At 44.4% G+C, this 24,722-nt stretch carries 24 protein-coding genes; 13 read left to right on the forward strand and 11 right to left on the reverse strand.

What is annotated here, in order from left to right; translation table 11 throughout:
* Positions 1-38: 38 nt before the first annotated feature.
* On the reverse strand, positions 39-260 hold the full coding sequence (locus tag HOP38_RS02945; protein WP_006075772.1) for a DUF2788 domain-containing protein: 222 nt from the start codon (positions 258-260) through the stop codon (positions 39-41).
* A 98-nt stretch (positions 261-358) separates the two neighbouring features.
* Positions 359-1,117, reverse strand: coding sequence for an alpha/beta fold hydrolase (locus HOP38_RS02950; protein WP_031494283.1), 759 nt, complete (start codon positions 1,115-1,117; stop codon positions 359-361).
* A gap of 93 nt (positions 1,118-1,210) precedes the next feature.
* On the opposite strand from HOP38_RS02950, the gene seqA reads away from it, so the two are divergent.
* The 6 genes from seqA to rlmM all read left to right on the forward strand — a co-directional run bounded on the left by seqA (position 1,211) and on the right by rlmM (position 6,901).
* Complete coding sequence (seqA, locus tag HOP38_RS02955) at positions 1,211-1,741, forward strand: replication initiation negative regulator SeqA (RefSeq protein WP_171389018.1); 531 nt, start codon at positions 1,211-1,213, stop codon at positions 1,739-1,741.
* A gap of 91 nt (positions 1,742-1,832) precedes the next feature.
* Complete coding sequence (gene pgm / locus HOP38_RS02960; RefSeq protein WP_198557394.1) at positions 1,833-3,479, forward strand: phosphoglucomutase (alpha-D-glucose-1,6-bisphosphate-dependent); 1,647 nt, start codon at positions 1,833-1,835, stop codon at positions 3,477-3,479.
* A 400-nt stretch (positions 3,480-3,879) separates the two neighbouring features.
* Complete coding sequence (locus tag HOP38_RS02965) at positions 3,880-4,788, forward strand: transcriptional regulator GcvA (RefSeq protein ID WP_038225434.1); 909 nt, start codon at positions 3,880-3,882, stop codon at positions 4,786-4,788.
* On the forward strand, positions 4,781-5,404 hold the full coding sequence (locus HOP38_RS02970) for an alpha/beta family hydrolase (protein ID WP_198557395.1): 624 nt from the start codon (positions 4,781-4,783) through the stop codon (positions 5,402-5,404). The genes HOP38_RS02965 and HOP38_RS02970 overlap by 8 nt, the downstream gene beginning before the upstream one ends.
* Positions 5,397-5,813, forward strand: a complete 417-nt coding sequence (locus tag HOP38_RS02975; protein ID WP_031493794.1) for a DUF423 domain-containing protein — start codon at positions 5,397-5,399, stop codon at positions 5,811-5,813. Before HOP38_RS02970 ends, HOP38_RS02975 begins: the two co-directional genes overlap by 8 nt.
* Positions 5,810-6,901, forward strand: coding sequence for a 23S rRNA (cytidine(2498)-2'-O)-methyltransferase RlmM (gene rlmM, locus HOP38_RS02980; RefSeq protein ID WP_124940690.1), 1,092 nt, complete (start codon positions 5,810-5,812; stop codon positions 6,899-6,901). The genes HOP38_RS02975 and rlmM overlap by 4 nt, the downstream gene beginning before the upstream one ends.
* 13 nt (positions 6,902-6,914) lie before the next feature.
* On the opposite strand, the gene xni is transcribed toward rlmM, so the two are convergent.
* The 5 genes from xni to queF all read right to left on the reverse strand — a co-directional run bounded on the left by xni (position 6,915) and on the right by queF (position 14,226).
* Positions 6,915-7,697, reverse strand: a complete 783-nt coding sequence (gene xni, locus HOP38_RS02985) for a flap endonuclease Xni (RefSeq protein ID WP_006075688.1) — start codon at positions 7,695-7,697, stop codon at positions 6,915-6,917.
* Between the two features lie 63 nt (positions 7,698-7,760).
* Positions 7,761-9,122, reverse strand: coding sequence for a nucleotide 5'-monophosphate nucleosidase PpnN (gene ppnN, locus HOP38_RS02990; protein ID WP_198557396.1), 1,362 nt, complete (start codon positions 9,120-9,122; stop codon positions 7,761-7,763).
* Positions 9,123-9,412: 290 nt separating this feature from the next.
* Positions 9,413-10,981: a GGDEF domain-containing protein gene (locus HOP38_RS02995; RefSeq protein ID WP_031496518.1), complete on the reverse strand. Its 1,569-nt coding sequence runs from the start codon at positions 10,979-10,981 to the stop codon at positions 9,413-9,415.
* A 104-nt stretch (positions 10,982-11,085) separates the two neighbouring features.
* Entirely contained in the window at positions 11,086-13,350 is a 2,265-nt protein-coding gene (locus tag HOP38_RS03000; protein WP_006075399.1) for a tetratricopeptide repeat protein, read from the reverse strand.
* A gap of 30 nt (positions 13,351-13,380) precedes the next feature.
* A complete protein-coding gene (gene queF, locus HOP38_RS03005) occupies positions 13,381-14,226 on the reverse strand; it encodes an NADPH-dependent 7-cyano-7-deazaguanine reductase QueF (RefSeq protein ID WP_198557397.1) in 846 nt (281 codons plus the stop codon).
* A 110-nt stretch (positions 14,227-14,336) separates the two neighbouring features.
* Between queF and syd the strand changes: the two genes are divergently transcribed.
* Positions 14,337-14,882 carry a SecY-interacting protein gene (syd, locus tag HOP38_RS03010; protein WP_038225426.1) on the forward strand — a complete coding sequence of 182 codons (546 nt, stop codon included), beginning with the start codon at positions 14,337-14,339 and terminating at the stop codon, positions 14,880-14,882.
* Between the two features lie 2 nt (positions 14,883-14,884).
* Positions 14,885-15,661, forward strand: a complete 777-nt coding sequence (locus tag HOP38_RS03015) for a Zn-ribbon-containing protein (protein WP_031493175.1) — start codon at positions 14,885-14,887, stop codon at positions 15,659-15,661.
* An 86-nt stretch (positions 15,662-15,747) separates the two neighbouring features.
* On the opposite strand, the gene HOP38_RS03020 is transcribed toward HOP38_RS03015, so the two are convergent.
* From HOP38_RS03020 to metN, 3 genes are read right to left on the reverse strand one after another with little or no spacing between them, the layout of a single operon-like run.
* Entirely contained in the window at positions 15,748-16,557 is an 810-nt protein-coding gene (locus HOP38_RS03020; RefSeq protein ID WP_198557398.1) for a MetQ/NlpA family lipoprotein, read from the reverse strand.
* A gap of 33 nt (positions 16,558-16,590) precedes the next feature.
* Complete coding sequence (locus tag HOP38_RS03025) at positions 16,591-17,268, reverse strand: methionine ABC transporter permease (RefSeq protein ID WP_006075394.1); 678 nt, start codon at positions 17,266-17,268, stop codon at positions 16,591-16,593.
* Complete coding sequence (gene metN / locus HOP38_RS03030; protein WP_006075393.1) at positions 17,258-18,292, reverse strand: methionine ABC transporter ATP-binding protein MetN; 1,035 nt, start codon at positions 18,290-18,292, stop codon at positions 17,258-17,260. The genes HOP38_RS03025 and metN overlap by 11 nt, the downstream gene beginning before the upstream one ends.
* Positions 18,293-18,491: 199 nt before the next feature.
* Between metN and gmhB the strand changes: the two genes are divergently transcribed.
* The 5 genes from gmhB (at position 18,492) to treC (ending at position 23,810) form a co-directional block, all read left to right on the forward strand.
* The gene (gmhB, locus tag HOP38_RS03035; RefSeq protein ID WP_006075392.1) at positions 18,492-19,043 is read left to right on the forward strand and encodes a D-glycero-beta-D-manno-heptose 1,7-bisphosphate 7-phosphatase; all 552 of its coding nucleotides are present in this window, start codon (positions 18,492-18,494) and stop codon (positions 19,041-19,043) included.
* A gap of 37 nt (positions 19,044-19,080) precedes the next feature.
* Entirely contained in the window at positions 19,081-19,449 is a 369-nt protein-coding gene (locus HOP38_RS03040) for an MliC family protein (protein WP_050798666.1), read from the forward strand.
* Complete coding sequence (gene treR, locus HOP38_RS03045) at positions 19,449-20,393, forward strand: trehalose operon repressor TreR (RefSeq protein WP_038225420.1); 945 nt, start codon at positions 19,449-19,451, stop codon at positions 20,391-20,393. The genes HOP38_RS03040 and treR overlap by 1 nt, the downstream gene beginning before the upstream one ends.
* Positions 20,394-20,626: 233 nt before the next feature.
* Positions 20,627-22,051: a PTS trehalose transporter subunit IIBC gene (gene treB, locus HOP38_RS03050; protein WP_062456962.1), complete on the forward strand. Its 1,425-nt coding sequence runs from the start codon at positions 20,627-20,629 to the stop codon at positions 22,049-22,051.
* Positions 22,052-22,127: 76 nt separating this feature from the next.
* Positions 22,128-23,810: an alpha,alpha-phosphotrehalase gene (gene treC / locus HOP38_RS03055; RefSeq protein WP_198557399.1), complete on the forward strand. Its 1,683-nt coding sequence runs from the start codon at positions 22,128-22,130 to the stop codon at positions 23,808-23,810.
* A gap of 48 nt (positions 23,811-23,858) precedes the next feature.
* Here the strand turns inward: treC and HOP38_RS03060 are convergent, their stop codons facing one another.
* Entirely contained in the window at positions 23,859-24,458 is a 600-nt protein-coding gene (locus tag HOP38_RS03060; protein WP_198557400.1) for a YitT family protein, read from the reverse strand.
* Positions 24,459-24,722: the final 264 nt, after the last annotated feature.

The raw sequence follows: 24,722 nt of genomic DNA on the forward strand, positions 1-24,722 counted from the left end.
CCTTTTCATTGTCTGTGTTGGATTAAGGAACCGGAACGTTAGCCGAGTCCTGTGCCTTCCCAGCTGAGCTGAATAATGCCTTTTGCGACAAAACCTGCACACCCTAAGAACAGCACAAGCCATACAATACGTCGACCAAAAACAGGAACATTACCTTGTTTGAGGACATCTTTGATTGCCATACCGATCAAAAAGAAGATCGCTGCAAACAGTAGATCCAAACCAATAGATTCCAGTTTGTTTATGTAGTCGTAAAGCATGGTATTCCTTTATGCCAATATGCTTGCGCGGAACTATACCACTGTTGTTCGATAAAGTTAATGCGTGCTCGCAGTCGAGTAATGGTTTGACGTCAAATTTAGATAAATTTGCGTATAGCTCTTAGTACTTCTGCCGGTTTTTCTGCATGAAGCCAATGCCCAGTATTGGCAATAACATGCGCTTTGGCATTTGAAAATTGAGCTTGTATCAAAGGCTGATGTTCGGCCGTGAGGTAATCTGAGTCTCCGCCTTTAATAAATAAAATCGGAACATTACTTTTCTCAATTGGTTGCCAGCTCAAGATAGCTAAGTAGTTACGCTTCAAACTCTCAACATTAAAACGCCAAGCAAGATAGTCATCCTGTTTATACAAAGATTTACCAAGAAATTGGCGAACCCCTTCCATTTCGATGTGTTGACTCATCAGTCCCATAGCATCGGCGCGCGACGTTGGCTTACTGGCAATCACCGCGTCTAGTCCAGACAATACATTGTCATGTCTGCGCACAGTGTACTCGACTGGAGACATGTCCATCACAATCAGTTTTGAAAGTGGATAATCAAAATCACACAAACGCATAGCAACTTTGCCACCCATTGAATGACCGATGACAATTGGCTTAGTGATATCTAATGACTCAAGCAGTTGCACCACATCTTGAGCCATCAAGGTGTAGTTATGATCATCGCTATGGAAAGAACGACCATGGTTACGTAGGTCGATACTAATGACATCAAAGTCTTGTTTTAGGTCTCTAGCCAAAACACCAAGGTTGTTCAAGTCTCCGAACAGACCGTGGATGAGGACGACAGGTAAGCCTTGACCTTCTCTTTTATAGTTCAATAAAGCTGACATTTTTCTGTTATTCGTGATGTGTTTAACGTAGAGGTTCATCGCGGAACTCGTTATAATCACCCAGAGTTTAAACATAGAGACTGTGAAAAGCGAATGAAAACAATTGAGGTTGATGAGGATCTATACCGTTATATTGCAAGCCAGACCCACCACATTGGCGAAAGTGCTTCAGATATCTTACGACGTTTATTAAAGGTAGATGCAGCCGAAACGGAACAGAAACCAGCTGCCGCTAAAACTATCGTCGTTAGTAAAGAGAACCCTCAGGTAGAGGCGGTAGATTCAGTAAAAGAAATGCGCTCACTGCTGATTTCTGACGAGTTTGCTGGATTGAAAAAAGCTATCGATAGATTTATGTTGGTACTATCAACTCTGCATCGCTTAAATCCAGAAGGCTTCTCTGAAGCTTCACAAGTTAAAGGTCGCAAACGCGTTTATTTCGCAAATAATGAAGCGGCTTTGCTAGAAAGCGGCAATACGACTAAGCCGAAAGCAATTCCTAATACCCCTTTCTGGGTTATCACCAACACTAATACCAGTCGTAAAAGGCAAATGGTGGAGCAGGTGATGACCATGATGGATTATCCCGCCGAACTCATCGAAAAAGTGACGGCATCCATCTAAGATTTCGATTCAAACCTCATAATGTTCATATTGAAACGAGTATTATGAGGTTTTTTTTATTTTTAAGCTTAATTTTGAAAGGACGTCTGTTATGGCTATACACCCACGCGCGGGCCAAAAGGCTCAGCAAGAAGACCTGCATAATATTCCTGCGCTCGTTGCTAATTACTTTTTAATTCAACCTGAAGCTGGCAACCAAGCACAAAGTGTGCAATTTGGTACTTCCGGTCACCGTGGTTGCGCTGACAAAGCAACCTTCAATGAAAACCACATTTTAGCAATAGCGCAAGCTGTTGCTGAAGTTCGTGCAGAAAAGGGCGCTACAGGTCCACTTTTCGTAGGTAAAGATACTCACGCATTGTCAGAGCCTGCATTCTCAACTGTCGTTGAAGTGCTTGTAGCAAACGGCGTTACTGTTATCGCTCAAGAGAACAACGGCTACACCCCAACACCGGGTATTTCTCACGCTATTCTTACACATAACTTAGCAAATGCGGATAAAGCGGATGGTATTGTTATCACACCATCGCATAACCCACCGCAAGATGGTGGCATCAAGTACAACCCAACGCATGGCGGTCCAGCAGAAGCAGAACTTACTCAGGCTATTGAGGATCGTGCTAACGACATCATTGCTAATGAAATGAAAGACGTGAAACGTCTTCCTATTGCAGTAGCAAAAACTCTGCCTTTATTCCAAGAGCGTGACCTTGTTAAGCCGTACATCGATGACTTGGTAAATGTGATTGATATGGAAGCGATTCAGAAGTCAAACCTGAAAATCGGCGTTGATCCATTAGGTGGTTCAGGTATCGATTATTGGCGTCAAATTGCCAGCGCTTACAACTTGGATCTGACGTTAGTCAGCGAAGCGGTAGACCCATCATTCCAGTTTATGTCTTTAGATAAAGACGGCGTGGTTCGCATGGACTGTTCATCACCTTATGCGATGGCGGGATTACTGGCGCTTAAAGATGACTACGATTTAGCATTTGGTAATGACCCAGATTATGACCGTCACGGTATTGTGACGCCAAAAGGCCTAATGAACCCGAACCACTATTTGGCTGTTTGTATCGACTATCTGTACCGTCATCGTAGCCAGTGGCGTGACGATGTGGCAGTAGGTAAGACGCTAGTATCGAGTGCGCTAATTGACCGTGTGGTTGCCGACCTTGGCCGCACACTGTGTGAAGTACCTGTGGGCTTTAAGTGGTTTGTAGATGGTCTGTATAACGGCGAGTTTGGCTTCGGTGGTGAAGAAAGTGCTGGTGCGTCCTTCTTACGTAAAGACGGAACGCCATGGTCAACGGACAAAGACGGTATCATCCTTTGCTTGCTAGCTGCTGAAATTACCGCGGTAACGGGTAAGAATCCACAAGAGTACTACGAAGAGCTGGCAGCGAAGCACGGTGAATCTAAGTACAACCGTATTCAAGCTGTTGCCAACACTGAACAAAAGAATGTACTTAAGAAACTGTCTCCAGAAATGGTAGCGGCAGAAACGTTAGCTGGTGATGCCATCACAGCTCGTTTGACGCACGCTCCAGGTAACGGTGCTGCAATCGGCGGTCTGAAAGTGACGACAGAAAACGGCTGGTTTGCGGCTCGTCCGTCAGGCACAGAGGACATCTATAAGATTTATTGTGAAAGCTTCAAAGGTGAAGAGCATTTGAAACTGATCGAGGCAGAAGCGCAAGAAATCGTCAATCAGGTGTTTGCCGCGGCAGGTCTGTAATCTTAATCTGACAGATTAACGATTAGTTCTACTATTAATAATATTGTAATAAGCGGTCGCAAATTGCGGCCGTTTTTTTATGCAATAGTTTCGAATAAAACGCAGATAAAAAAACACCGCCATTTAGGCGGTGTAAGAAAATTTGACAGACAGGTCAAAAATACAGGAAGTACACACATCGACTAGGGGATAACTAGCCAAAGTGTGGTGGTAGAATCTACCTAACTCGAAAATCGAGATTGCAAACACAACATCGCAAGCGCAAGTCAATTGATTCTACAGAGAATCAAGCCGTTCAGACTCGCGTTTGCGGGATGAAATATAGAATTTCTCTGGCTGTTCGGCAATGGACAATTTATAATGTTTCAGATTAAAAAAACTAATGCTTTAGAGAGTCGCTATGTCTAGACGTTTGCCTCCACTTAACTCGCTAAAAGTTTTCGAAGCTGCAGCGCGCCATTTGAGTTTTACTCGCGCAGCCGAAGAACTGTTTGTGACCCAAGCTGCGGTCAGTCATCAGATTAAAGCCCTTGAAGAATTCTTGGGATTAAAACTGTTTCGTCGCCGTAATCGTTCATTATTACTTACCGAAGAAGGGCAAGGGTATTTTCTTGATATCAAAGATATATTTACCTCTTTAGCCGAAGCGACAGATAAGGTGTTAGAGCGAAGCGAAAAAGGTGCGTTGACCATCAGCTTACCGCCGAGCTTTGCGATTCAGTGGTTGGTTCCTAGGCTTGCTGACTTTAATGAGCAAGAACCTGACATTGATGTGCGCATAAAGGCGGTGGACATGGATGAGGGTTCGCTAACGGATGACGTTGACGTAGCGATTTACTACGGTCGCGGCAATTGGCCTGGTTTACGTGCTGATAAGCTCTATCAGGAGTTTTTGGTGCCACTCTGCTCTCCAGCACTGTTACTTGGCAATAAGCCTTTAGATGCGCTATCCGATTTGTCAAAACACACCTTATTGCATGATACCTCTCGTAAAGACTGGAAGCAGTTTGCGAAACAAAACGAGATTGATGGCGTAAATGTGAATCATGGCCCGATATTCAGTCACTCGACTATGGTGCTGCAAGCTGCGGCACATGGGCAAGGGATTGCTTTAGGGAATAACGTATTAGCCCAACCCGAGCTTGATGCTGGGCGATTGATTGCTCCGTTTGATGAAGTACTGGTCACCAAGAATGCGTTTTACGTCGTGTGCCATGATAAACAAGCAGATATGGGACGTATCGCGACCTTTAGAGATTGGATGTTAGCTAAGGCACAGAGTGAGCAAGAGGAACTTCTGGATGAATAATGTTGTGTTTGATGGCCCAGAAAATGGACCACTGTTCTTATTTGCTCACGGTGCGGGCGCTGGAATGGACCACGAGTTCATGCAAGATGTCACCACGCGTTTGGCTGAAAAAGGGGTTCGCGTTGCTCGTTTCAATTTTCCTTATATGGAAAAACGTGCAATAGATGGCAAAAAACGCCCACCTGATCGTGCGCCTAAACTGTTAGAGGCGATGACTGCAGTCATAGAGGAAGTTGCTGGTGGTCAGCCGATAGTGATTGGTGGTAAGTCGATGGGAGGACGTATGGCATCCATGCTATCTGAACATCCCATGGTTCAATCCATTGCTTGTCTAGGTTTCCCATTCCATCCTCCTGGTAAACCAGAGAATTATAAAGGCACACATTTAGCGACGATCGATAAACCGATTCTTATTATCCAAGGAGAGCGAGATACGTTTGGGAAATTTGAAGAATTCGAACAGTTCGAGTTTTCAGACCAAGTCTCAACCAGCTTTATTCCCGATGGTGATCATAGCTTTAAGCCTCGCAAGTCTTCGGGGTTCACGGAAGCCCAAAATAGACAGTTAGCCGTAGATCGTCTCGCGTTGTTTATCAAAGGGATCTCTGATGTCTAGCCGCTTTCTTGTCATAGTCGCTTCTATTTCGGGGCTGTTGAGTGTTGCGCTTGGAGCGTTTGCTGCCCACGGTTTGAAAAAGATACTGTCGCCTTATCTTATTGGCGTTTTCGAAACGGGCGTGACTTATCAGTTTATTCATACTTTAGCTATCTTACTGTGTGCTTTGTTGGCAACGATCGTTAGCAACCCTAATTCTCGAAAGGCATTTCATCGTGCTGCGATTTGCTTTATCATCGGCATCCTTTTCTTTAGCGGTAGTCTATACGCCTTAGCGCTAACTGGGGTGAAGTGGTTTGGACCTATCACTCCAATGGGCGGCGTGATGTTTATGGTAGGTTGGGTATTTCTCGCCTACGCTGGATATCAGATGACTGACGAAACAACCAAAGATGGAGTCAATCAGTGAAACAAGTAATGCTTTATTGCCGCTCTGGATTCGAGAAAGAGTGTGCAGGTGAGATTCAAGACAAAGCGAATGCCATTGAAGTATTCGGCTTCCCTAGAGTGAAGAATAACTCTGGCTATGTGATATTTGAATGTTACCAAGCAGGCGATGCAGATAGATTGATTCGTGAGATCGATTTCCAATCACTGATTTTTGCTCGTCAAATGTTTGCCATCGCGAGTGAACTAGAGTCACTCCCAGCAGAAGACCGTATTACGCCGCTACTTGAGTCATTGGAGTCCATTGAGCAATTTCCTCGCTGTGGGGATTTACGTATTGAAACTCCTGATACTAATGAAGCGAAAGAGCTACTTAAGTTCTGTCGTAAGTTCACGGTGCCGGTTCGCCAAGCGATGCGTGGTAAAGGTTATCTGTTCAATAAAGAGCATAGTAAGAAGCCAGTGCTGCATATTTGCTTTATTCGTTCAGGACACTGCTTTGTTGGTTACTCCTATCCAGAAAATAGCTCAGCGTTTTTCATGGGTATCCCTCGTCTTAAGTTCCCGGTGGATGCGCCAAGTCGCTCAACATTAAAGCTTGAGGAAGCATTCCATGTCTTTATCCCTAAAGAAGAGTGGGATACTCGATTAGCATCAGGCATGTGGGGCGTTGATTTAGGTGCCTGTCCAGGCGGTTGGACGTATCAATTAGTGCGTCGTTCGATGTTTGTTCATGCTATCGATAATGGCATGATGGCAGACAGCTTAATGAATACTGGTCAAGTGAAGCATCATCAAGTCGATGGTTTTAAGTTTGAGCCACCACGTAAAAACGTTACTTGGTTGGTGTGTGATATGGTTGAGAAACCAGCTCGTGTTGCTCATCTGATGGGCGAGTGGTTGATTCGTGGTTGGGCGAAAGAGACTATCTTTAACCTGAAGTTGCCAATGAAAGGTCGCTATGACGAGGTTCTTCAGGATATTGAAAACCTTAAGGTATTCTTAATCGAGAACAAGGTGAAGTTTAAGCTTCAAGCTAAGCACTTGTACCACGACCGTGAAGAAATCACAGTGCACATCCAAGTGCTATCCAACATCTCGCCTCATTAAAGCGTATGGGGGCTTAAGACTGAGCGCTTGAGCCCTCGAATCTGATATCTTGTAAATTAAAGCCTAACTCAATGTCGGTTTTTAGTGCGGCAACCTGCTTACACTTTCTCGCCATTTCAATATGCTCATCTAACTTCTTACGGTATTTAGCTGCGAGGTCATCCGAGGTATAAGCCGACTCAATATCGGTGAACTGATTAAGGATTTCCTTGGCCGCTTTAGGTCCTACCCCAGCAACCCCAGGTACTTGTGATGAGCTGATTCCAGTTAACCCCCAGTAGTCGGCAAGTTGTTCCGGTTTGACCCCAAACTCTTGCTCAACAAATGGTGCGTCTAGCCAACGGTGTTGGAAATAATCGCGAATTTGTAATGTTGGCGAAAGTATCTGGCAATAGCCTTTATCTGTAGAAATAATGGTGACTTTCTCGTTGTGACTGGCTACTTTTACCGCCAAGGTCGCGACCAAGTCATCAGCTTCATCGCCTTCAGAAAGCAAGGAATCGATTCCTAATTGCCACCAAGCATCTTGTATTTTTTCCAAACCATTGAATAAAGGCTCAGGCATGGGTTTACGGTTTTGCTTGTATTCAGGAAGGATGTCAGCGCGCCAACCTCGATCCTGTTCATGATGGTCAAACACGGCAATGATATGCGTGGGTTTGGACTCGTCTAAAATGCGATGTAAGGTTCTCGACGTGGTTTGAATGGTTCTATCGATATCTGTTGGGTCGGGTTGAACCGCATGTACTCGGCGGATGAGATTGAGTGCATCGATGATAACGAGATGAATTGACATAAATTTAAGGCCACTTGAGAACGTGGCCTTATTGTAAATAATCTTCAGTTGAGTTTCAGTGTTTTATTCGCCGTTGGCGATTCGATAACATGGAACATACTCAGAACCCGGTAATTTCATGCGTTGTTGCGCCACGAAATCAGCTAACAATCGGTCCATTTTCTTCATTAATGATTTATCACCGTCAATGATAAATGGTCCATGTTTCTCTATCTCTTTGATGCCTTCAGCTTTAACGTTACCAGCCACGATGCCAGAAAACGCTTGGCGCAGGGCGGCTGCTAGGTTTTCAGGTCTTTGGTTAAGATGTAAATCTAACCCTGCCATATTTTCATGAGTGGGGTCGAACGGAAGTTGGAACTCAGGTTCAATATGCAGTGACCAGTTGTAGCTGTATGCATCGCCCGTTTTTTTACGATGTTCTTTTACCGTTGGCATCGCCTGTTTCATGATTTGTGCAGCTTTCTCTGGATTATCAATAATGATCTGATAATACTTCGTCGCTTCTTCACCAAGGGTCGAACGGACAAACTCATCAATGGAGCGGAAGTAGGCTTCGCTCTCTTTTGGACCTGTCAGGACGATTGGCATTGGCTGGTCGGCATTATTCGGATGCATCATGATACCAAGGATATATAGTAGTTCTTCCGCTGTCCCTGGACCACCTGGGAAAATAATAATACCGTGGGCAATTCGAACAAACGCTTCCAAGCGCTTTTCAATGTCGGGCATGATAACCAGCTCATTGACGATTGGGTTTGGTGGCTCGGCCGCAATAATTGATGGTTCGGTTAAACCTAGATAACGCTGCTCAGTATAACGCTGTTTGGCGTGACCAATCGCGGCTCCTTTCATTGGTCCTTCCATTGCGCCTGGACCACAACCAGTGCAAATATTAAGCTCTCGTAGACCAAGTTCGTTACCGACTTCTCGAGTGTACTGGTATTCTGTTGGGTTTATGGAGTGTCCGCCCCAACAGACAATCAAATTAGGTTCGATACCCGGAATCAATGTGCCCGCATTACGTAAGATACCAAACACTAAGTTAGTGATATGGGTAGAGTTGGTCAGGTTAAGTCGCTGACTATCGGCCAAGTGCATGTTGACGTATACGATGTCACGTAACACAGAGAAGAGGTGTTCTTGGATACTTTTGATAATATGACCATCCACGAATGCATGTTCTGGTGGATTGGCTAGTTCAAGTTTGATGCCGCGTTCACGGCGCATGACATTAACATCAAAAGTCTGATATTTGTCGAGCAGCTCTTTTGAGTTGTCGGTGTGGCTGCCGGAATTGAGTACCGCTAAGGTACAATTGCGATACAGTTGATAAAGGTCACTAGATGCGGTTTTTTTAAGACGCTCTACTTCTAGCTGAGACAGCAGGTCCATACTCCCTGCTGGGCTAATATGCGTGATCATAAGCATTTCCTTTTCTAGAACCGAAAGCGATTCATGTCTCGCTACTGTCTGTATTTGTTGGCTGAAAGCTTAAGAGTCAAATATCAGACAGTGAACCAATCGCCTTAGTTATTCGTGTTGTTATAGTTATTTGCGTTGCTATAGTTACTCGCGCTTTGCAGTCGGTCGCGTAGTTTTAGTTATTGGCTGTGGACTTAGTTCCAGCAATAGCTTCGGTTAAGTACACAGATAACTATTAGATTAGCAAATGTGACACAAGTTTCTATAACTATTTGAAAAATAAAAGAGGACTAGGGCTTCCAAGCCAATTGGTTAGGACCGAGTTTTTGAGTGTGTGCGATCGTTTTGTGTAAACGCTCAAGCACTTCATCTGGGGTGTCATTGTGACTAAAGGCCGTACTTGCTGCTGATAAAGTGATAGTGATCAGTTGGTCACGGAATTTGAATGGTAAGTTGCTGATTTTAGTTTGTATTTCTCTAACTTTAGCTTGGCAATAAGCTTCATTTTGCTCAGGCATAATCAGTACAAACTCTTCGCCAGAGAAGCGAGCAACGGTATCTGTCTTTGAAACTGTGCTTGAAATGGTTTTAGCGATGATTTTAAGAGCCTTATCTCCAGCGCTATAGCCAAAGTTGTGGTTTATGCTCTTAAACTTATCGATATCAAAGATAATAACCCAGAGTGGATGCTGATTCTTAAGCCAGCGACGATATTCGATCTCAAGTTTATCCAGCAAAGCGGTACGATTGTAGACCTTAGTAAGGGGGTCTAACAGCATGCGTTTGGATTGATCCTCTAGGCGGCGTCGATAGTCTTGAGTGACATCGTAAAGTGACTCAAGCTGATTATTGCTGTGCGTCATTCTTTCTAACAAGGCTTGTTCACGAGCTTCGGCATGTTGCAGGCGCTCGGTTAGGGAAGCTAGTTGAGCAAACAATGGATTCATGGTTCGCTTAGCATCTTCTAAGTCTTGCAAGTTGGCGATACTGTTTTGTCCCGTAGTCACTAAATCACTGAGTTCTTTACTCATGATTTGTCGCTGCTCAAAGTAGATTTGATTCTGATCGAGGTTTTGAGCATTGCTTTTTAGTGAGGACGAAAGTGACGTATTTACTCGTTCTAAAAATTGCTCTGAGGTGCGACGCTCATATTTGGTGGCATCAATAACCAAACGTAGTACTTGTAAGGTCAGCTCGAGCAAGTTATTGCCGGAGGCGTCAGTAAGCAGCTTAGAGCGAATTTCAAACAGTTGCTCCCCAGGCTCACCGTCAAAATCAAGTTCTGTAATCAGGTTCTGAAGCTCGTCACCTAAGGTTAACAGTAAAGCGGAATCCGCACTGATTTCTGGTTCTTTGGAGGTTAACGCAGAGTTTGAGGTAATAATCTTGATGGCACGTTCATAAATTGCCAGCAGTTTCACCGCGTTATCAGTGAGTTTTAGTGAGTTGTTGTCGTTGTAAGCAAGGATAGAGCGCAGGTCACGCTTGATTTGAGCGGGTAGGCCAGCAACGCGCTGCAACGTTTCGCCACTGCGTCGAGTCTGCTCTTCCAATGAGCTTTGTTGTTTTTCCATGGCAACTGCCTTTTGACCGATCAGGCGCTCCAAAATAGCAAACTTTGGCACCAAACTACTGATGTCTTTGTTATGCTCTAACTCATGGCGTAATTCAATCAGTTTGTCATCAATTCGCGAGTGCGAACCAATATGGGCGTGACTTAAGGTACCAATAAAGCGTTTTAGAATGGTCTGCTCACGACGAGATTTCAGCGATGCATCTCGTTGAGCAACGCGTAATTGCTCCAACTGCATTCTAAGCTGATGGAGATTCTCCATTGTCTCGCTATCCTGTGAGCCCATAAATCCTATAAAAACAAACTAGTTGTCAAACTTATTGATGTATTGATTGATAATATCAAAAAACATCACAACGTCACGTAATCTTGCGTTCAAGTGCCGTATTTTTACTCACTAGTCAGTATTTTTTTGAACCCGTCCTCATTCTGAGAGGATGAGTGCACTTTTATTAGTCCTTGTTTTATAGCGGTTCGACATGCTTGTCGGATATCTTCAGTCGCTAAACTTGCAGCAGGTGCATTATCTATCGCCTTCAAATAAACCCAATGACTTTTACTTTCTTTCATACTGACATCACGTGCCATATGCGTGGCGATGAGTAAGATGTCAAGCAGCTCTTTATCATTGATGGCGGTGTAGGCTCGTGGCAAGAAGGGGTAGTTGGCCATGCCGACTCGGACGATACGATTGATGTTTCGATTTGGCTCAAATTCGTCCACCCAACTTTGAATTTCTTCGAATAAACTCTCTGCGGTTCGCGGCTTAATACTCGGTTCAATGTAGAGTAAGTTCGCGTCGGAGAAATGATAGATACGAGCGGGGCTTTCTATTTTGCTACGGATAAATTCACCAAATGCTCGTTCTAGTTCGAGACCCGATTTGTAACCGTTTTGAAGGTACATGTTTCTTAGGAACGGTACATCGATCATGACAAAACGAAGACGATCGCTTAGTGGCTCGTTAATGAGCTCACCAACCTGCCACTGTTCAAAGTAGCTTTGGGTACGCTGTAAAGAACTTGGTAAGTTAGCGTTCAATAAACGTAGGTTCGGTAAACCAGAGCGAGCATGGGTAAATAACGTGTCATTAAGTTCTTTTAACTCGGTTTTGTTACGTCGATAAACATAGAACAATCTCAGCCCCATCAGTGCCATGACAGAGAGGGCACAGAACAGACCAAAAGCGACTTTCTGGAACTTTTTCTGTTGCAGCAGTGCATCTTTGAGCTCTTGTTTTTGCGTTTCGTAGTGTAGGCCCTGTTCAACAAACTGTTTTTGTTGCCTGAAGGCGTCTTCACTTATTTGATTAAGCTGATCTTGCTGGTAAATGCGCAGCGAATTAGCTTTCTTAATTTCATCGAGTGCTTGTTGGTAGTGGCCTTGCTGTTCATGGCCTAACGCTAACAACTGGTATGCTTGCTGTTCTAGCGATGTTTGATTCAGGGATTTACTCAGCTCAAGTGCCTTGGTGGCATGTTCAATGACTTTGTCATTTTCTTGCTGGTGGTAAGCTAGTCCTGCGTACAATAGTGATGCACGCGCCTTAAGCGCCGGGTAATCGGCATAACTTAATAGGTTTTCTGCTCGGGTAAGATACTGCTCAGCAAGTGGATAGTTGTAGAGTTGCAAATACGTGGATGCCAAACTAATTCTAATATCGATGACTTTTTCGATATTTTTATCGGTTGCTTGGTGGTCGATAACATTAAAGTAATGCACTAAAGCCAAGTTGTATTTCCCTTGAAGGAAATAAATATCCCCCATGAGCTTTAACACATCCGCGAGGATAGGGGACTCAGGGTAATTGCCATAAAAATCGGCGGCTTGTGACAAGTGTTCAAGCGCTTTATCCAGTACCTGACGCTGCATGAATAACTGCGCTAGCAATTGGTTAATATGTGCCAGCTGATCGCTACTGTTCAGCTCGATTGCGGTCCAATAAGCGAGCAAGAGCTCAGATAGCGCTTCGTTGTAGCGTCGGTAGCGGAGGAAGTGGGTACCATAAGCGGTATGATATTCAACTTCCCATTTCGAAAGTTTATCTTGCGGTACGAATTCATTCGCCTTTTGATACATATGATTCGCGAGATCGTATTCATTTTCCGCCGAAGCTATCTCTGCTTGTAAGATTTTGATGCGGTAGCTGGTGCGGTTAGCAATGCTTTGGCCTTTACGAATCGCCTCAAGGTCTTTTTCTATAGTCTTGAGCGCATCTAACGCCTTTGCCCCTTCGCTGTCTGTCAGCCATAGTAAACGTGTCTTGAGAATACGTACATCTAACTCTAAGAACAGCAAGTGATATTGCTTGGTCATTGACTCGGCTTTATCTAAGCCTTGCAACGCCTCGCGGACTCGCCCCAAGTTAAACTGGGCTTGAGAAGCGATGATTAACGCATTCACCGTACTTAATGGCGTTCGAATGCGTTGGTCGGTATCGTCACGAGATAGGTTTGGAAGGCGATCATCATTGGGCTCTGCAAAACTGCGGTTTGTCAGGTAGTCGGTCGCGATTTCTAGCGCTTTGCTGGGCTCAATTTCGACCAACTTATCCGCCTCAACCAAGAGGGGAGAAGTAAAAGACGACGTTGCATTCGCCACACTACTTAGAAGCGCTGCAAAAATCCCTAATACAACCCAAAATTTAGAGCCCATGAAAGTGTCCATTTCCTGAAGTTTAAAAGGTTACTGTCTTGCCATACGAGCATTATGCTCAGGTGCTTGATATTGATTAGAACGGTATGGGTTGATGTCTAAACCACCGCGACGAGTGTATCTTGCATACACAGTTAACTTAGTTGGATTACAGTATTGCACCAAATCAGTGAAAATACGTTCGACACACTGTTCGTGGAATTCGTTGTGTTCGCGGAAGGACACTAAGTAGCGCAGTAACGCTTCTCGATCTATCTTTGCGCCTTGATATTGTATTTCCACGCTGCCCCAATCTGGCTGATTAGTGATCAAGCAATTTGATTTTAGCAGATGGCTATGAAGCGCTTCCTCAACGATTTCATCACCCGCAGCGTCTTTAAGAAGCTCTGCATCAAATTCGTAGTTATCGATGGCAATATCCTGGTCATCAATACATTCGCCTGCCATACCTACGATTTTGGTATTTTCGAAATCCGCGACAGGGGTCAGTTTGACACTGACCGTTTCGCCTGCGCAGTTAGACAGATCAGTTACAATTGTGGACTGCACTTGCTCCCAAGTTGCAAATCGCGTTTGATTGTAGCTATTCAAATACAGTTTGAATGACTTCGACTCGATAAGGTTTGCACTCGTAGCTGGAATGGACACTTCACCGACCGCGACTTGAGGTAAACCTTTAGCATTGAGCCATGAGATTTCATATAGCGTCCAAATATCACACCCTTGGAATGGCAGAGTTTTCCCTAGTTCAAGGTCATCACGATTTAAGCTTCTCGGCACTGGTTGCAATAAAGTGGCATCGTAGTGATTGGCGTACTCGGTTTTTTGGCCGAGGGTGAGACCTGAAAGCTCTTTAGCGTTGGAATATTTGCTCATAATTGTGTGATATTTCGATTAGAATAAGCTGAATTTTACGAGATCCCTGAATAGCTGTCATCCTTTGTCGTGGTAAAACGCGTTGTAAGCGAAGGATAACTGGAGAGAATATGAATCAAAGTGTACAACAAGCTTTGGAGGCGTTTTCAAAACGCTATCAACAAGCATGGCAAGAAAAACATCAAACACTTCCTGCTAGTGAAGAATTGCATGGATTAGTTTCCCCATGTATTGATAGCAAAGACGAGCAACAGGTTTATTGGACACATTGTCTTCGCGATGCTCCTGAGATGCTCGAAAACATCGAGCAAGGTATTGAGTTGAGCCTTCACGATGACATTAAAGGTTTTTACGGCCATCAATATAGTGCTGATATGGAAGCAACTTGGCAGGGTAACGAACTGACCTTACTGCAAGTTTGGAGTGACGATGATTTTACTCGTTTGCAAGAAAATATCTTGGGCCACTTGGTGACACAAAGAAGGTTGAAGCTTAAGCCTACGGTATTTATCGCGGCAACCGATGCCGATATGGACGTGATTTCAATCTGCAACATCACTGGAAATGTCATTCTGGAGCGTTTGGGTACCGATAGAAGAGATGTGATTGCTGAAGATATCGTCACTTTCCTCGATGGATTGGAGCCTAACGTTTAATTATGTATGTTGTTGAGCTTCATTTTGAGTGTTTTGATAACACCACCATCAGCGCAGTAGAAAAAGGTATTAATGGCCTGATGGATGCGCTGCGATATAACGGTCAGGTATTAGGGCGTGAATTTCCCATAGTGATGGGGGAAGGGGAGTTTTTTGTACGAGCTGTGTGTCCTGAACAAGAAAGCCTACATCCCAAACATCACTCTGATTTTGTGAAAGTCTGCCTCAAGCGTTTATCAGAGGCATGCCTGCTCGCACCTAAAGTAAGATTATTGGGACGCGATATTAACTCAGAGCAAGCGGCAGAAGATGAAGTACCAAGTTGGCAAGTGCTTTATACCACCTATGTGCACACTTGTTCTCCACTTCGAAGTGGTGAGACCTTATTGCCTATTCCGCTCTACCGAAACCCTCCGACTCTAAATGGAGACCATAAGTCGGTCATTAAATGGCAAACCGAATGGCAAGCTTGCGATGAGATTCAGATGGCAGGAGGATGTAAAGCTGAGCATGCCGCATTACGAGAGCTATCGGACATTGGTAGTGATATTTTCCGTCGTGGTTGGGATATTCGTGGCCGCATTGAGTACATTACACAAATTCCAACCTATTACTATCTCTACAAAGTTGGTGGTAAGGATCTAGCAGAAGAGAAAGCTCGCAAATGCCCTAAATGTGGTGGTGAATGGCTACTTGATGAGCCTTTGCATGACATTTTCTACTTCAAATGCGATACCTGCCGAATAGTGTCGAATATTTCTTGGGATCATCTGAAGTAAAACAGTTTGAACGCAGGGTTTAGAAAGTAAAAAAGGTTGAAGCGAGATGCTTCAACCTTTTTTGTATCTGAATTAAAAGCGAGTCATTACCAGCCTTTAACAACACCACCTTGGAAGATATCAGAAGCGGCGTTGTAGACTTCGTCAGTTTGGTATGCTTTAACGAAGTTTTGTACATTTTCAGCGTTTACATTGTCTTCACGAGCTACGATAAGGTTTACGTATGGCGACTCTTTATCTTCAACAAATACGCCGTCTTTTTGAGGTGTTAGGTTGATAGAGCTAGCGTACGTAGTGTTAATGACTGACAGCGCAACATCGTCGAGTGAACGTGGAAGTTGAGCAGCATCAAGCTCAACGATGGTGATGTTTTTCGGGTTGCTCTCGATGTCACGAACGGTAGCCAGTAGACCAACGCCATCACGTAGCGTGATCAGACCTTGTTGCTCAAGAAGCAGCAGAGAACGACCTAGGTTTGTTGGATCGTTTGGTACTGCAATGCGAGCACCATCTTGGATTTCATCCACAGACTTTACTTGCTTAGAGTAGCCTGCGATAGGGTAGACAAATGTGTTACCTGCAACAGTCAGCTTATAGTTGCGGTCTGCAATTTGTTGATCCAAATATGGCTTATGTTGGAATGCGTTGATATCAATAGAGCCATCATCTAACGCTGCGTTTGGCGTCACGTAATCTGTGAAGGTAACTAACTCAACATCAAGGTTGTATTTTTCTTTTGCTACTTTCGCTGCTACTTCTGCTACCTGTGCTTCTGCACCGGCCATAACACCAACTTTGATTTTGTTAGTATCGGCTTCTTTCTCACCACAACCGGCTAGAACGAGTGCAGACGCTGCTGTTGCGATTGCGAGTAAATTCTTAACATTGAATTTCATGACTCTCTCCTTGTTATAAATCTAAAACTTCAATTATCTGTGGTCTACTCGGCGCACAATAGCGTCGCCAATAGACTGAATAATTTGTACTAATACGATGAGCATGACGACAGTAACTGCCATGATAACCACATCATATCGGTGGAATCCGTAACGTATCGCGACATCACCAAGACCACCGCCACCCACTGTGCCAGCCATTGCTGAGTAGCTTACAAGTGTCACTAATGTGATTGTCACTGAATTGACAATAGTCGGTAATGCTTCAGGAAGCAGCACTTTGGTAATAATTTGATAAGGGGTAGCACCCATTGACTGCGCCGCTTCCACTAAGCCCGTTGGAACCTCAAGCAAGGCGCCTTCAATTAAACGAGCGACAAATGGAATAGCCCCTACTGTTAATGGCACGATGGCTGCTGTTGTGCCAATAAAGGTGCCGATGAGCATTTTGGTCACAGGAATGATGGCGACCATTAACACTAAGAATGGTACTGAACGACCTACGTTTACTATGGCACCAAGCACACTGTTTAGGCGTGGATTTTCCAGCAAGCCACCTTTCTTCGTTGTATGGAGAATCACCCCTAGCGGAATACCTACTGCGAAGCCAACAATGCCAGCAACAGCGACCATGTAGAGCGTTTCCCATGTCGCGCCGAGCAGTAGATTGCTATTAAGTGATAGCCATTCAGAGACAGTATTAAAGGACATAGCCAAGTACCTCTACTTTTACATTGTGGTCACGAAGGTATTGGATTGCTGCATTATCATCGCTTTCATTACCGAATAACTCAGCAACCATCATGCCAAATTTAACTCCACCGGCATAATCAAGATCTGAGCTGAGAATGCTTACATCAATGTTGTATTTGCGCGCAATTTGCGTCATTAGCGGTGCGTCAACGGTTGCTCCAGTGAACTCAAGGCGTACCAGTGGGTAACTGCCTTCAACTCGTTCGGTTTGCAAGCGAGCTTGATAATCTTCCGGAATAGAAAGATCCAGTGTGGAGCGAATAAATTCGTGCGCGAGCTCGGTTTTAGGATGAGCGAAGATTTCGCCCACAGTGCCTTTCTCTACAAGGCGACCATCACCAATGATTGCCACTTCATGGCAGATGCTTTTCACCACATCCATTTCATGAGTAATAAGTAACATGGTGATTTTAAGTTTACGGTTAATTTCTTTGAGCAGTTCAAGAATAGACTGAGTCGTCGCTGGGTCTAGTGCGCTCGTTGCTTCATCGCATAGGAGAACTTTAGGGTCAGAAGCCAAGGCTCGAGCAATGGCGACGCGCTGCTTTTGTCCGCCACTCAGGTTAGCCGGATAGGTGTCACGTTTGTCGGCAAGGCCCACTAATTTAAGCAGTTCAGAGACTTTGTTCTCAATGTCAGAGCTCGCTTTACCTGCAAGTTCAAGTGGTAACGCGACGTTCTCAAATACGGTACGAGATGAAAGCAGATTAAAGTGCTGAAAGATCATGCCAATATTGCGGCGCGTTTCGCTTAGCTCTGACTTGGACAGTTTAGTCAGGTCAATACCATCAACAATGACTGCTCCAGACGTCGGTGCTTCTAGCATGTTAACGCAACGAATCAGGGTACTTTTCCCTGCACCGGATGAGCCAATCACACCAAAGATGGTGCCTTCAGCAATATGAAGGTTAATATCAGACAAAGCGTTGATTTCCTTTGTCCCTTGATAAAACACTTTGTTTACCTGATTAATTTCGATCATCTAAGCAACCTAAACCCAATGAGTAGCATAAAAGTTTGAACTACATCTCAATTGATAGAAGATGCTATGGGTTTCACCGATTTGTGTCAATAGATATTTTTACGTCTAGACGTCTAAACGGCATTTTCATAGTGATGTGGATATAAAAGCATGTAATAATTCATGTCATTAGCACTTATCTAGAGCAAGAGAGTAACCTGTGGCAAAACCAGCTGTGTTTTTAGACCGTGATGGCGTAATCAATATCGACCATGGCTATGTAAGCGATGAACATGACTTCGAATATGTTGAAGGTGTGTTTGAAGCGACCAAGAAGTTACAAGATATGGGCTACATGCTCGTGCTAGTAACGAACCAGTCAGGGATCGCTCGTGGGATGTTCTCAGAAGACCGCTTTTTGTCTCTAACTCAATGGATGGACTGGAATTTCTCAGATAATGGCGTCGAATTTGACGGTATTTACTACTGCCCTCATCATCCAGAGCACGGTGTTGGTGACTACAAACAAGATTGTGATTGTCGCAAACCAAAGCCGGGAATGTTCATTTCGGCAAGAGATTTTCTCAAGATAGATATGGCTAAATCCGTTATGGTGGGTGACAAAGCAGAAGATATGATGGCGGCTGAAGCAGCTGGTGTAGGTACTAAGATTTTGGTACGTACAGGTAAGCCTGTTACTGAGCGCGGTGAGTCCATTGCGACTACTGTTCTTGATAGCATCCGCGATGTACCAGCGTATCTTGCTAAATAGAAATAAACTGAATGGGTGTTAGCCTTAAAGAGGAGAAATGATGCTTTCAATTGCAAAAAAAACGTTGTTACCCGTTTTATTGGTGAGTGGATTGGCGGCATGCAGTAGTGGCGGACAAACGGAATCCACAGCTGGTAATTATCATGTGCTCCAATATGAGTGTGATAGTCAAAACTTCCAGGTCACTCAACTTTCCAGTGAACAAATCCTTTTGTTGATAGACAAGACGGAATATCCGTTGCATCGAGTCCCCTCAGCATCCGGCGTGCGCTATACCTTGGATGGTGAATCGCAAACCGATTCTAATATTGAGTTGTTCAGTAAAGGTCGAGAAGGCATGCTGACAATGAATGGTGTCACTGATAAGTCCTGCCGTATGACCACACGCAGTATTCCTAAAGGCTAATGACTAAAAAACTGACCATACTTGATATCGCAAAACTATCGGGAGTCGGCAAATCGACCGTCTCTCGAGTGTTGACCAATGACCCCAAAGTTAAGCCAGAGACTCGCGAAAAGGTAGAGCAGGTGATCGCGGAGCATGGTTATGTTCCGTCAAAATCGGCTCAGTCTATGCGAGGTGGTGGAGCTCAGAACGTGATTGGTGTGATCATTTCTCGACTGGATTCCCCTTCTGAAAACAAAGCCGTCAGCAGCATGCTTAATGTACTCTATGCGGCAGGCTATGACGTTGTGATTATGGAAAGCCAGTTCGATCCGGTGAAAACTAATGAACATCTTAACGTGTTGCGAAAGCGAAATGTGGATGGGGTAATAGTGTTTGGTTTTACCGAGTTGGATCTGGATGCCGTGGCAGATTGGGATGAAAAGGTAGTTGTGATTGCGATGGATACCGATCGAGTGTCGTCGATCAATTACGACAATGCCGGTTTGATCCACGCGGTTCTGAATAAGCTTAAAGATCAAGGCGTGAGTGATCTGGCGTTTATTGGTGTAGATCCTGAAGATAAAACTACAGGCTTAGCTCGCTTAAACGCTTATCAAGTTTGGTGTGAAGAGCAGCAATTGCCGGCTCGGTTTCGTACCGGAGCACTTCATCATGAGAGTGCATATTCACTAGTGGATGATGTGGTGAGTGATTCCCTGCAAGCCATTGTCTGCGCCAGCGATACTCTAGCACTGGGTACCATTAAGCGCTTACAAGAGTTAGGAAGAGAGGACATTATTGTCACGGGTATTGGTGGCAATGAATTGTTGTCATTTTTATTCCCGAATATCTACAGTATTGATCCTGGCTATCATCAAGCAGGTGAAAAAGCAGCTAACCTATTGATTAAGCAATTGAAAGGCGACGCTATCGTCTCTCATCTCACACAAGAAGCTGTGTAAACACGGCTTCTACTCTGTCTTCTCATCCTTTTCTTTTGATGCATTTCTCTACAATTATTGTGATCACTCTCAATTAATGGGAATGTTCCCATTTACGTTTTTTTCTCGTGTGTCACACTGCATTTAGATTTTTGGGAATGTTCCCATTGGCGCATTGCGGTATTATTAATACAACGAGACACATGGACGTTTGTTATCCAACGTCTCTATATCAGTAAAAAGGTGTACATACGATGAGCAAGATAGCGAAGCAAGATATTGCAGCCATCATCGAAGGGGTCGGCGGTGCCGACAACATTGCCAGTGTGAGTCACTGCTTAACTCGTCTGAGATTTGTTCTTAACGACACAGAAAAAGCAGATAAATCAGCACTAGAAAGCTTAAAGGTTGTTAAGGGCTGCTTTACCAATGCTGGCCAATTCCAAGTCGTAATTGGTACTGAAGTCGATGAAGTATACAAGCTACTTATTGACATGGCGGGCAAGAAAGCTGCATCAAAAGATGATGCCAAACTGGCTGCTCGCCAAAATATGAATATTCTCGAGCGCGGTATTTCGCATCTAGCCGAAATTTTTGTTCCTCTTTTACCTGCGATTATCACTGGCGGTCTGATTCTTGGTTTTCGAAATGTCATTGGCGACATTCGCATGTTCGATGGCAAGACACTGGTTGAAATCAGCCAGTTCTGGGCCACGGTTCATTCGTTCTTATGGTTAATTGGTGAAGCAATCTTCTTCTTCCTGCCTGTTGGTGTGTGTTGGTCGACAGTGAAAAAACTGGGAGGCACACCTATTCTGGGTATTACTCTGGGTGTGACCTTGGTGTCGCCACAACTAATGAATGCCTACTTAATCGGTAAGCAGGTTCCTGAAGTCTGGGACTTTGGTTTATTCGTGATAGAGAAAGTGGGCTATCAAGCTCAGGTCATTCCGGCCATGTTAGCCGGTGTTGCTTTGGCCTTTATCGAAACGAACCTTAAACGTATTGTTCCAAGTTACCTGTATCTGGTTGTGGTGCCTTTCGTTTCAATCATTCTATCTGTGATTTTAGCGCACGCACTTATTGGTCCTTTTGGTCGCGTGCTGGGTGACGGTGTTGCATTTGCAGCGAAAGCTGCGATGACGGGTGACTTCGCGGTTCTTGGTTCTATGGTATTTGGCTTCCTATACGCACCACTTGTGATAACGGGTATCCACCACACGACTAACGCCGTTGACTTACAGCTTATGCAAGACCTTGGCGGTACGCCAATCTGGCCTTTGATTGCTTTGTCAAACATTGCTCAAGCTTCTGCAGTTGTCGGTATCATCATTATTAGTAAGCGCGAAGGCGAACGAGATATTTCAGTTCCTGCTGCTATCTCTGCGTACTTAGGAGTAACAGAACCTGCAATGTACGGTATTAACTTGAAATACAAATTCCCGATGTTGAGCGCCATGATTGGTAGTGCGCTTGCTGCAGCGATTTGTGGTAGCGCTGGTGTAATGGCGAATGGTATTGGTGTTGGTGGTCTACCGGGTATTCTTTCCATCCAACCTCAGTACTGGACGGTATATCTAATGGCGATGCTAGTAGCTATGGCGGTGCCAATTATCCTAACCCTGTTCCTGTATAAACGCGCTCAGTCAAAAGGCGAGCTAGAGCTTGCAAGCGCGTAACTCCCCCATTAGTGGCTCAATTTGAGCCACTGTTTTCTTTTTGTTTCTTTTGTAATGGTAAGTGAGATTGAAATCGATGAGTCAACAAGCTCAACAAGACTGGTGGAAAACCGCCACTATTTATCAAATCTATCCGAAGAGTTTTTGTGACAGCGGCAACAAAGGTATGGGGGATATCAAAGGCATTACCTCAAAGCTAGATTACCTTGATCAGCTTGGTGTTGATGCTATCTGGTTAACACCAGTGTATGCCTCTCCAATGATTGATAACGGTTACGATATTGCTGACTATTACGCTATTAACCCTGATTTTGGCACCATGCAAGATTTTGATGAGCTACTAGAACAAGCTCATCAAAAGGGGATTCGTATTATCATGGATATCGTAGTGAACCACACGTCAACACAGCATGAATGGTTCCAGTCGGCTCTTGGTGATAAGCAAAGTCCTTATCGTGATTATTATATTTGGAAACCTGGTCGTGATGGGCAAGCCCCAAACAACTGGCAATCTAAATTTGGTGGCTCTGCATGGGCACTAGATGAAGCCACAAACGAATACTATTTGCATTTGTTTGCCAAAGAGCAGGCCGATCTGAACTGGGAGAACCCTGCTGTTCGAGACGACGTAAAACGTGTGATTGAGTTTTGGGCGCAAAAAGGAGTCGATGGATTTAGGTTAGACGTCATTAACCTGATTTCAAAGCAGCAAGATTTTGCAGATGATCATATTGGTGATGGCCGTCGCTTTTACACTGATGGCCCAAGAGTGCATGAATATCTACAAGAGATCAGCGAAGCGGTATTCCAAAAGTATGGTTCAGTGACGGTCGGTGAGATGTCTTCGACAACGCTAGAGCATTGCCAGCAATACAGCGCGTTAGATAGCAAAGAGCTGTCGATGGTGTTTAACTTTCATCACTTGAAAGTTGATTATCCAAATGGAGAGAAGTGGACTAAAGCGGATTTTGACTTTGCCCAGCTCAAGCAGATTTTCAACCATTGGCAAACGGGTCTGAATGGCAAAGGTTGGGGAGCACTGTTTTGGTGTAACCATGACCAGCCACGTATTGTGAGCCGCTTGGGTAATGATACCCGCTATCACAATAAGTCGGCGAAAATGCTCGCAGCATCCGTCCATTTAATGCAGGGAACGCCATACATATTCCAAGGCGAAGAGATTGGTATGACTAACCCAGGCTTTACTGAGCTTGCTCAGTATCGTGATGTGGAAAGTTTGAATATGTACAAACTAATGGTTGAAGAGGGCACAACGTCTCATGATGAGATGATGGCGATTTTGCAGCAAAAATCTCGCGATAACTCTCGTACGCCGATGCAGTGGGATGGTAGTGTTAATGCTGGCTTTACTTCAGGAACACCTTGGATTGGAGTCTCTGAAAACTACTCGCAGATCAATGCTCAGGCAGCACTTCAAGACGAACAATCCGTGTTCTACTTCTACAAGGAGCTTATCGCTCTTCGCAAAACAGTGCCTGTGATAACCGATGGTAGTTATACTGATTTGTTCCCGGAGCATGAACAGGTGCATGGATATCTGCGAGAAAACGCTGAAACCATGTTGCTATGCCTGAATAACTATTTCGGGCAGGAGACTCAGGTCACTCTACCTGAACCTTTCGTTGCGCTCACTGGACAACGAGTCTTGAGCAACTACGACCTAGAACGCACAGTAACACTTGAGAAAAAAGTAGTCATGAAGCCGTATGAGACGGTAGCTATTTTGATTAATAAGTAACGAGCAATGCCCTTCGCCGAACTGAGAGGAAAGCGAAGGGCATTGGTATTAACCGTAGGTCACTACGTAGCGGGTAGGCTTATGGTTCATAGCTAGAACAAGGTTCAGCATTACTGCACCCAAGATGGAGGTCATAATGACGCTCGGTGAGACAAAGAAGAATGAAGCGACTAGGATCGAGCAATCTATTGCCATTTGAGTTTTGCCAACTGAAATACCAAATTTATCTTGAATAAACAGGCAAAGCACATTGAACCCACCAAGACTTGAGCGATGTCTGAATAGAATCAGCATGCCGAGACCCATCAGCAAGCCGCCAGCAATAGCACAATAAATATCGTTAATCTGATCCAGTGACACGACACGGTACATGTTGTCTGTGATAACAGAGACCAACGCCCCCGAAATAGCACTACTCGCGGCAAAACGTTTACCAAAGCGTTTCCATGCTAACAGATAGAACGGGCTATTGAAGGCAAAATACAAGGTACCGAAAGAAACCGGCACAAACTGGCTTACAAGAAGCGCCAGACCTGTGGTACCGCCAGTTAATAGTTGAGCCGACTGAAGAAAGAAAATACCTTGGGCAACAATAAATGTACCAGTCAGTATTGCTATCCAATCTTCTCTACGTGAGTGTTTTTGCATCAGTTCAAAATTCTTCTTAGTAATAATCGCCGCAATAGTATTGAAAAGATGATCTTTTCGGTAGCTTGAAGGCGAAATTTGCGGTAAACCTATGTAATTCAAATTTTACACTGTGTAAATGGAATTATTGACACTTAGTGTACACATTGTCGTACTAATTCAGGCGCCCATGATGATACCTAAGGTTCACTATGAGAAAACTGCATGAGAAATTTCCAATTTTCTCTTTATGACCTAGATCAAATTATGTATGATGCAAGTCAT

It is taken from the genome of Vibrio mediterranei, assembly GCF_013364395.1.
Classification (GTDB): domain Bacteria; phylum Pseudomonadota; class Gammaproteobacteria; order Enterobacterales; family Vibrionaceae; genus Vibrio; species Vibrio mediterranei.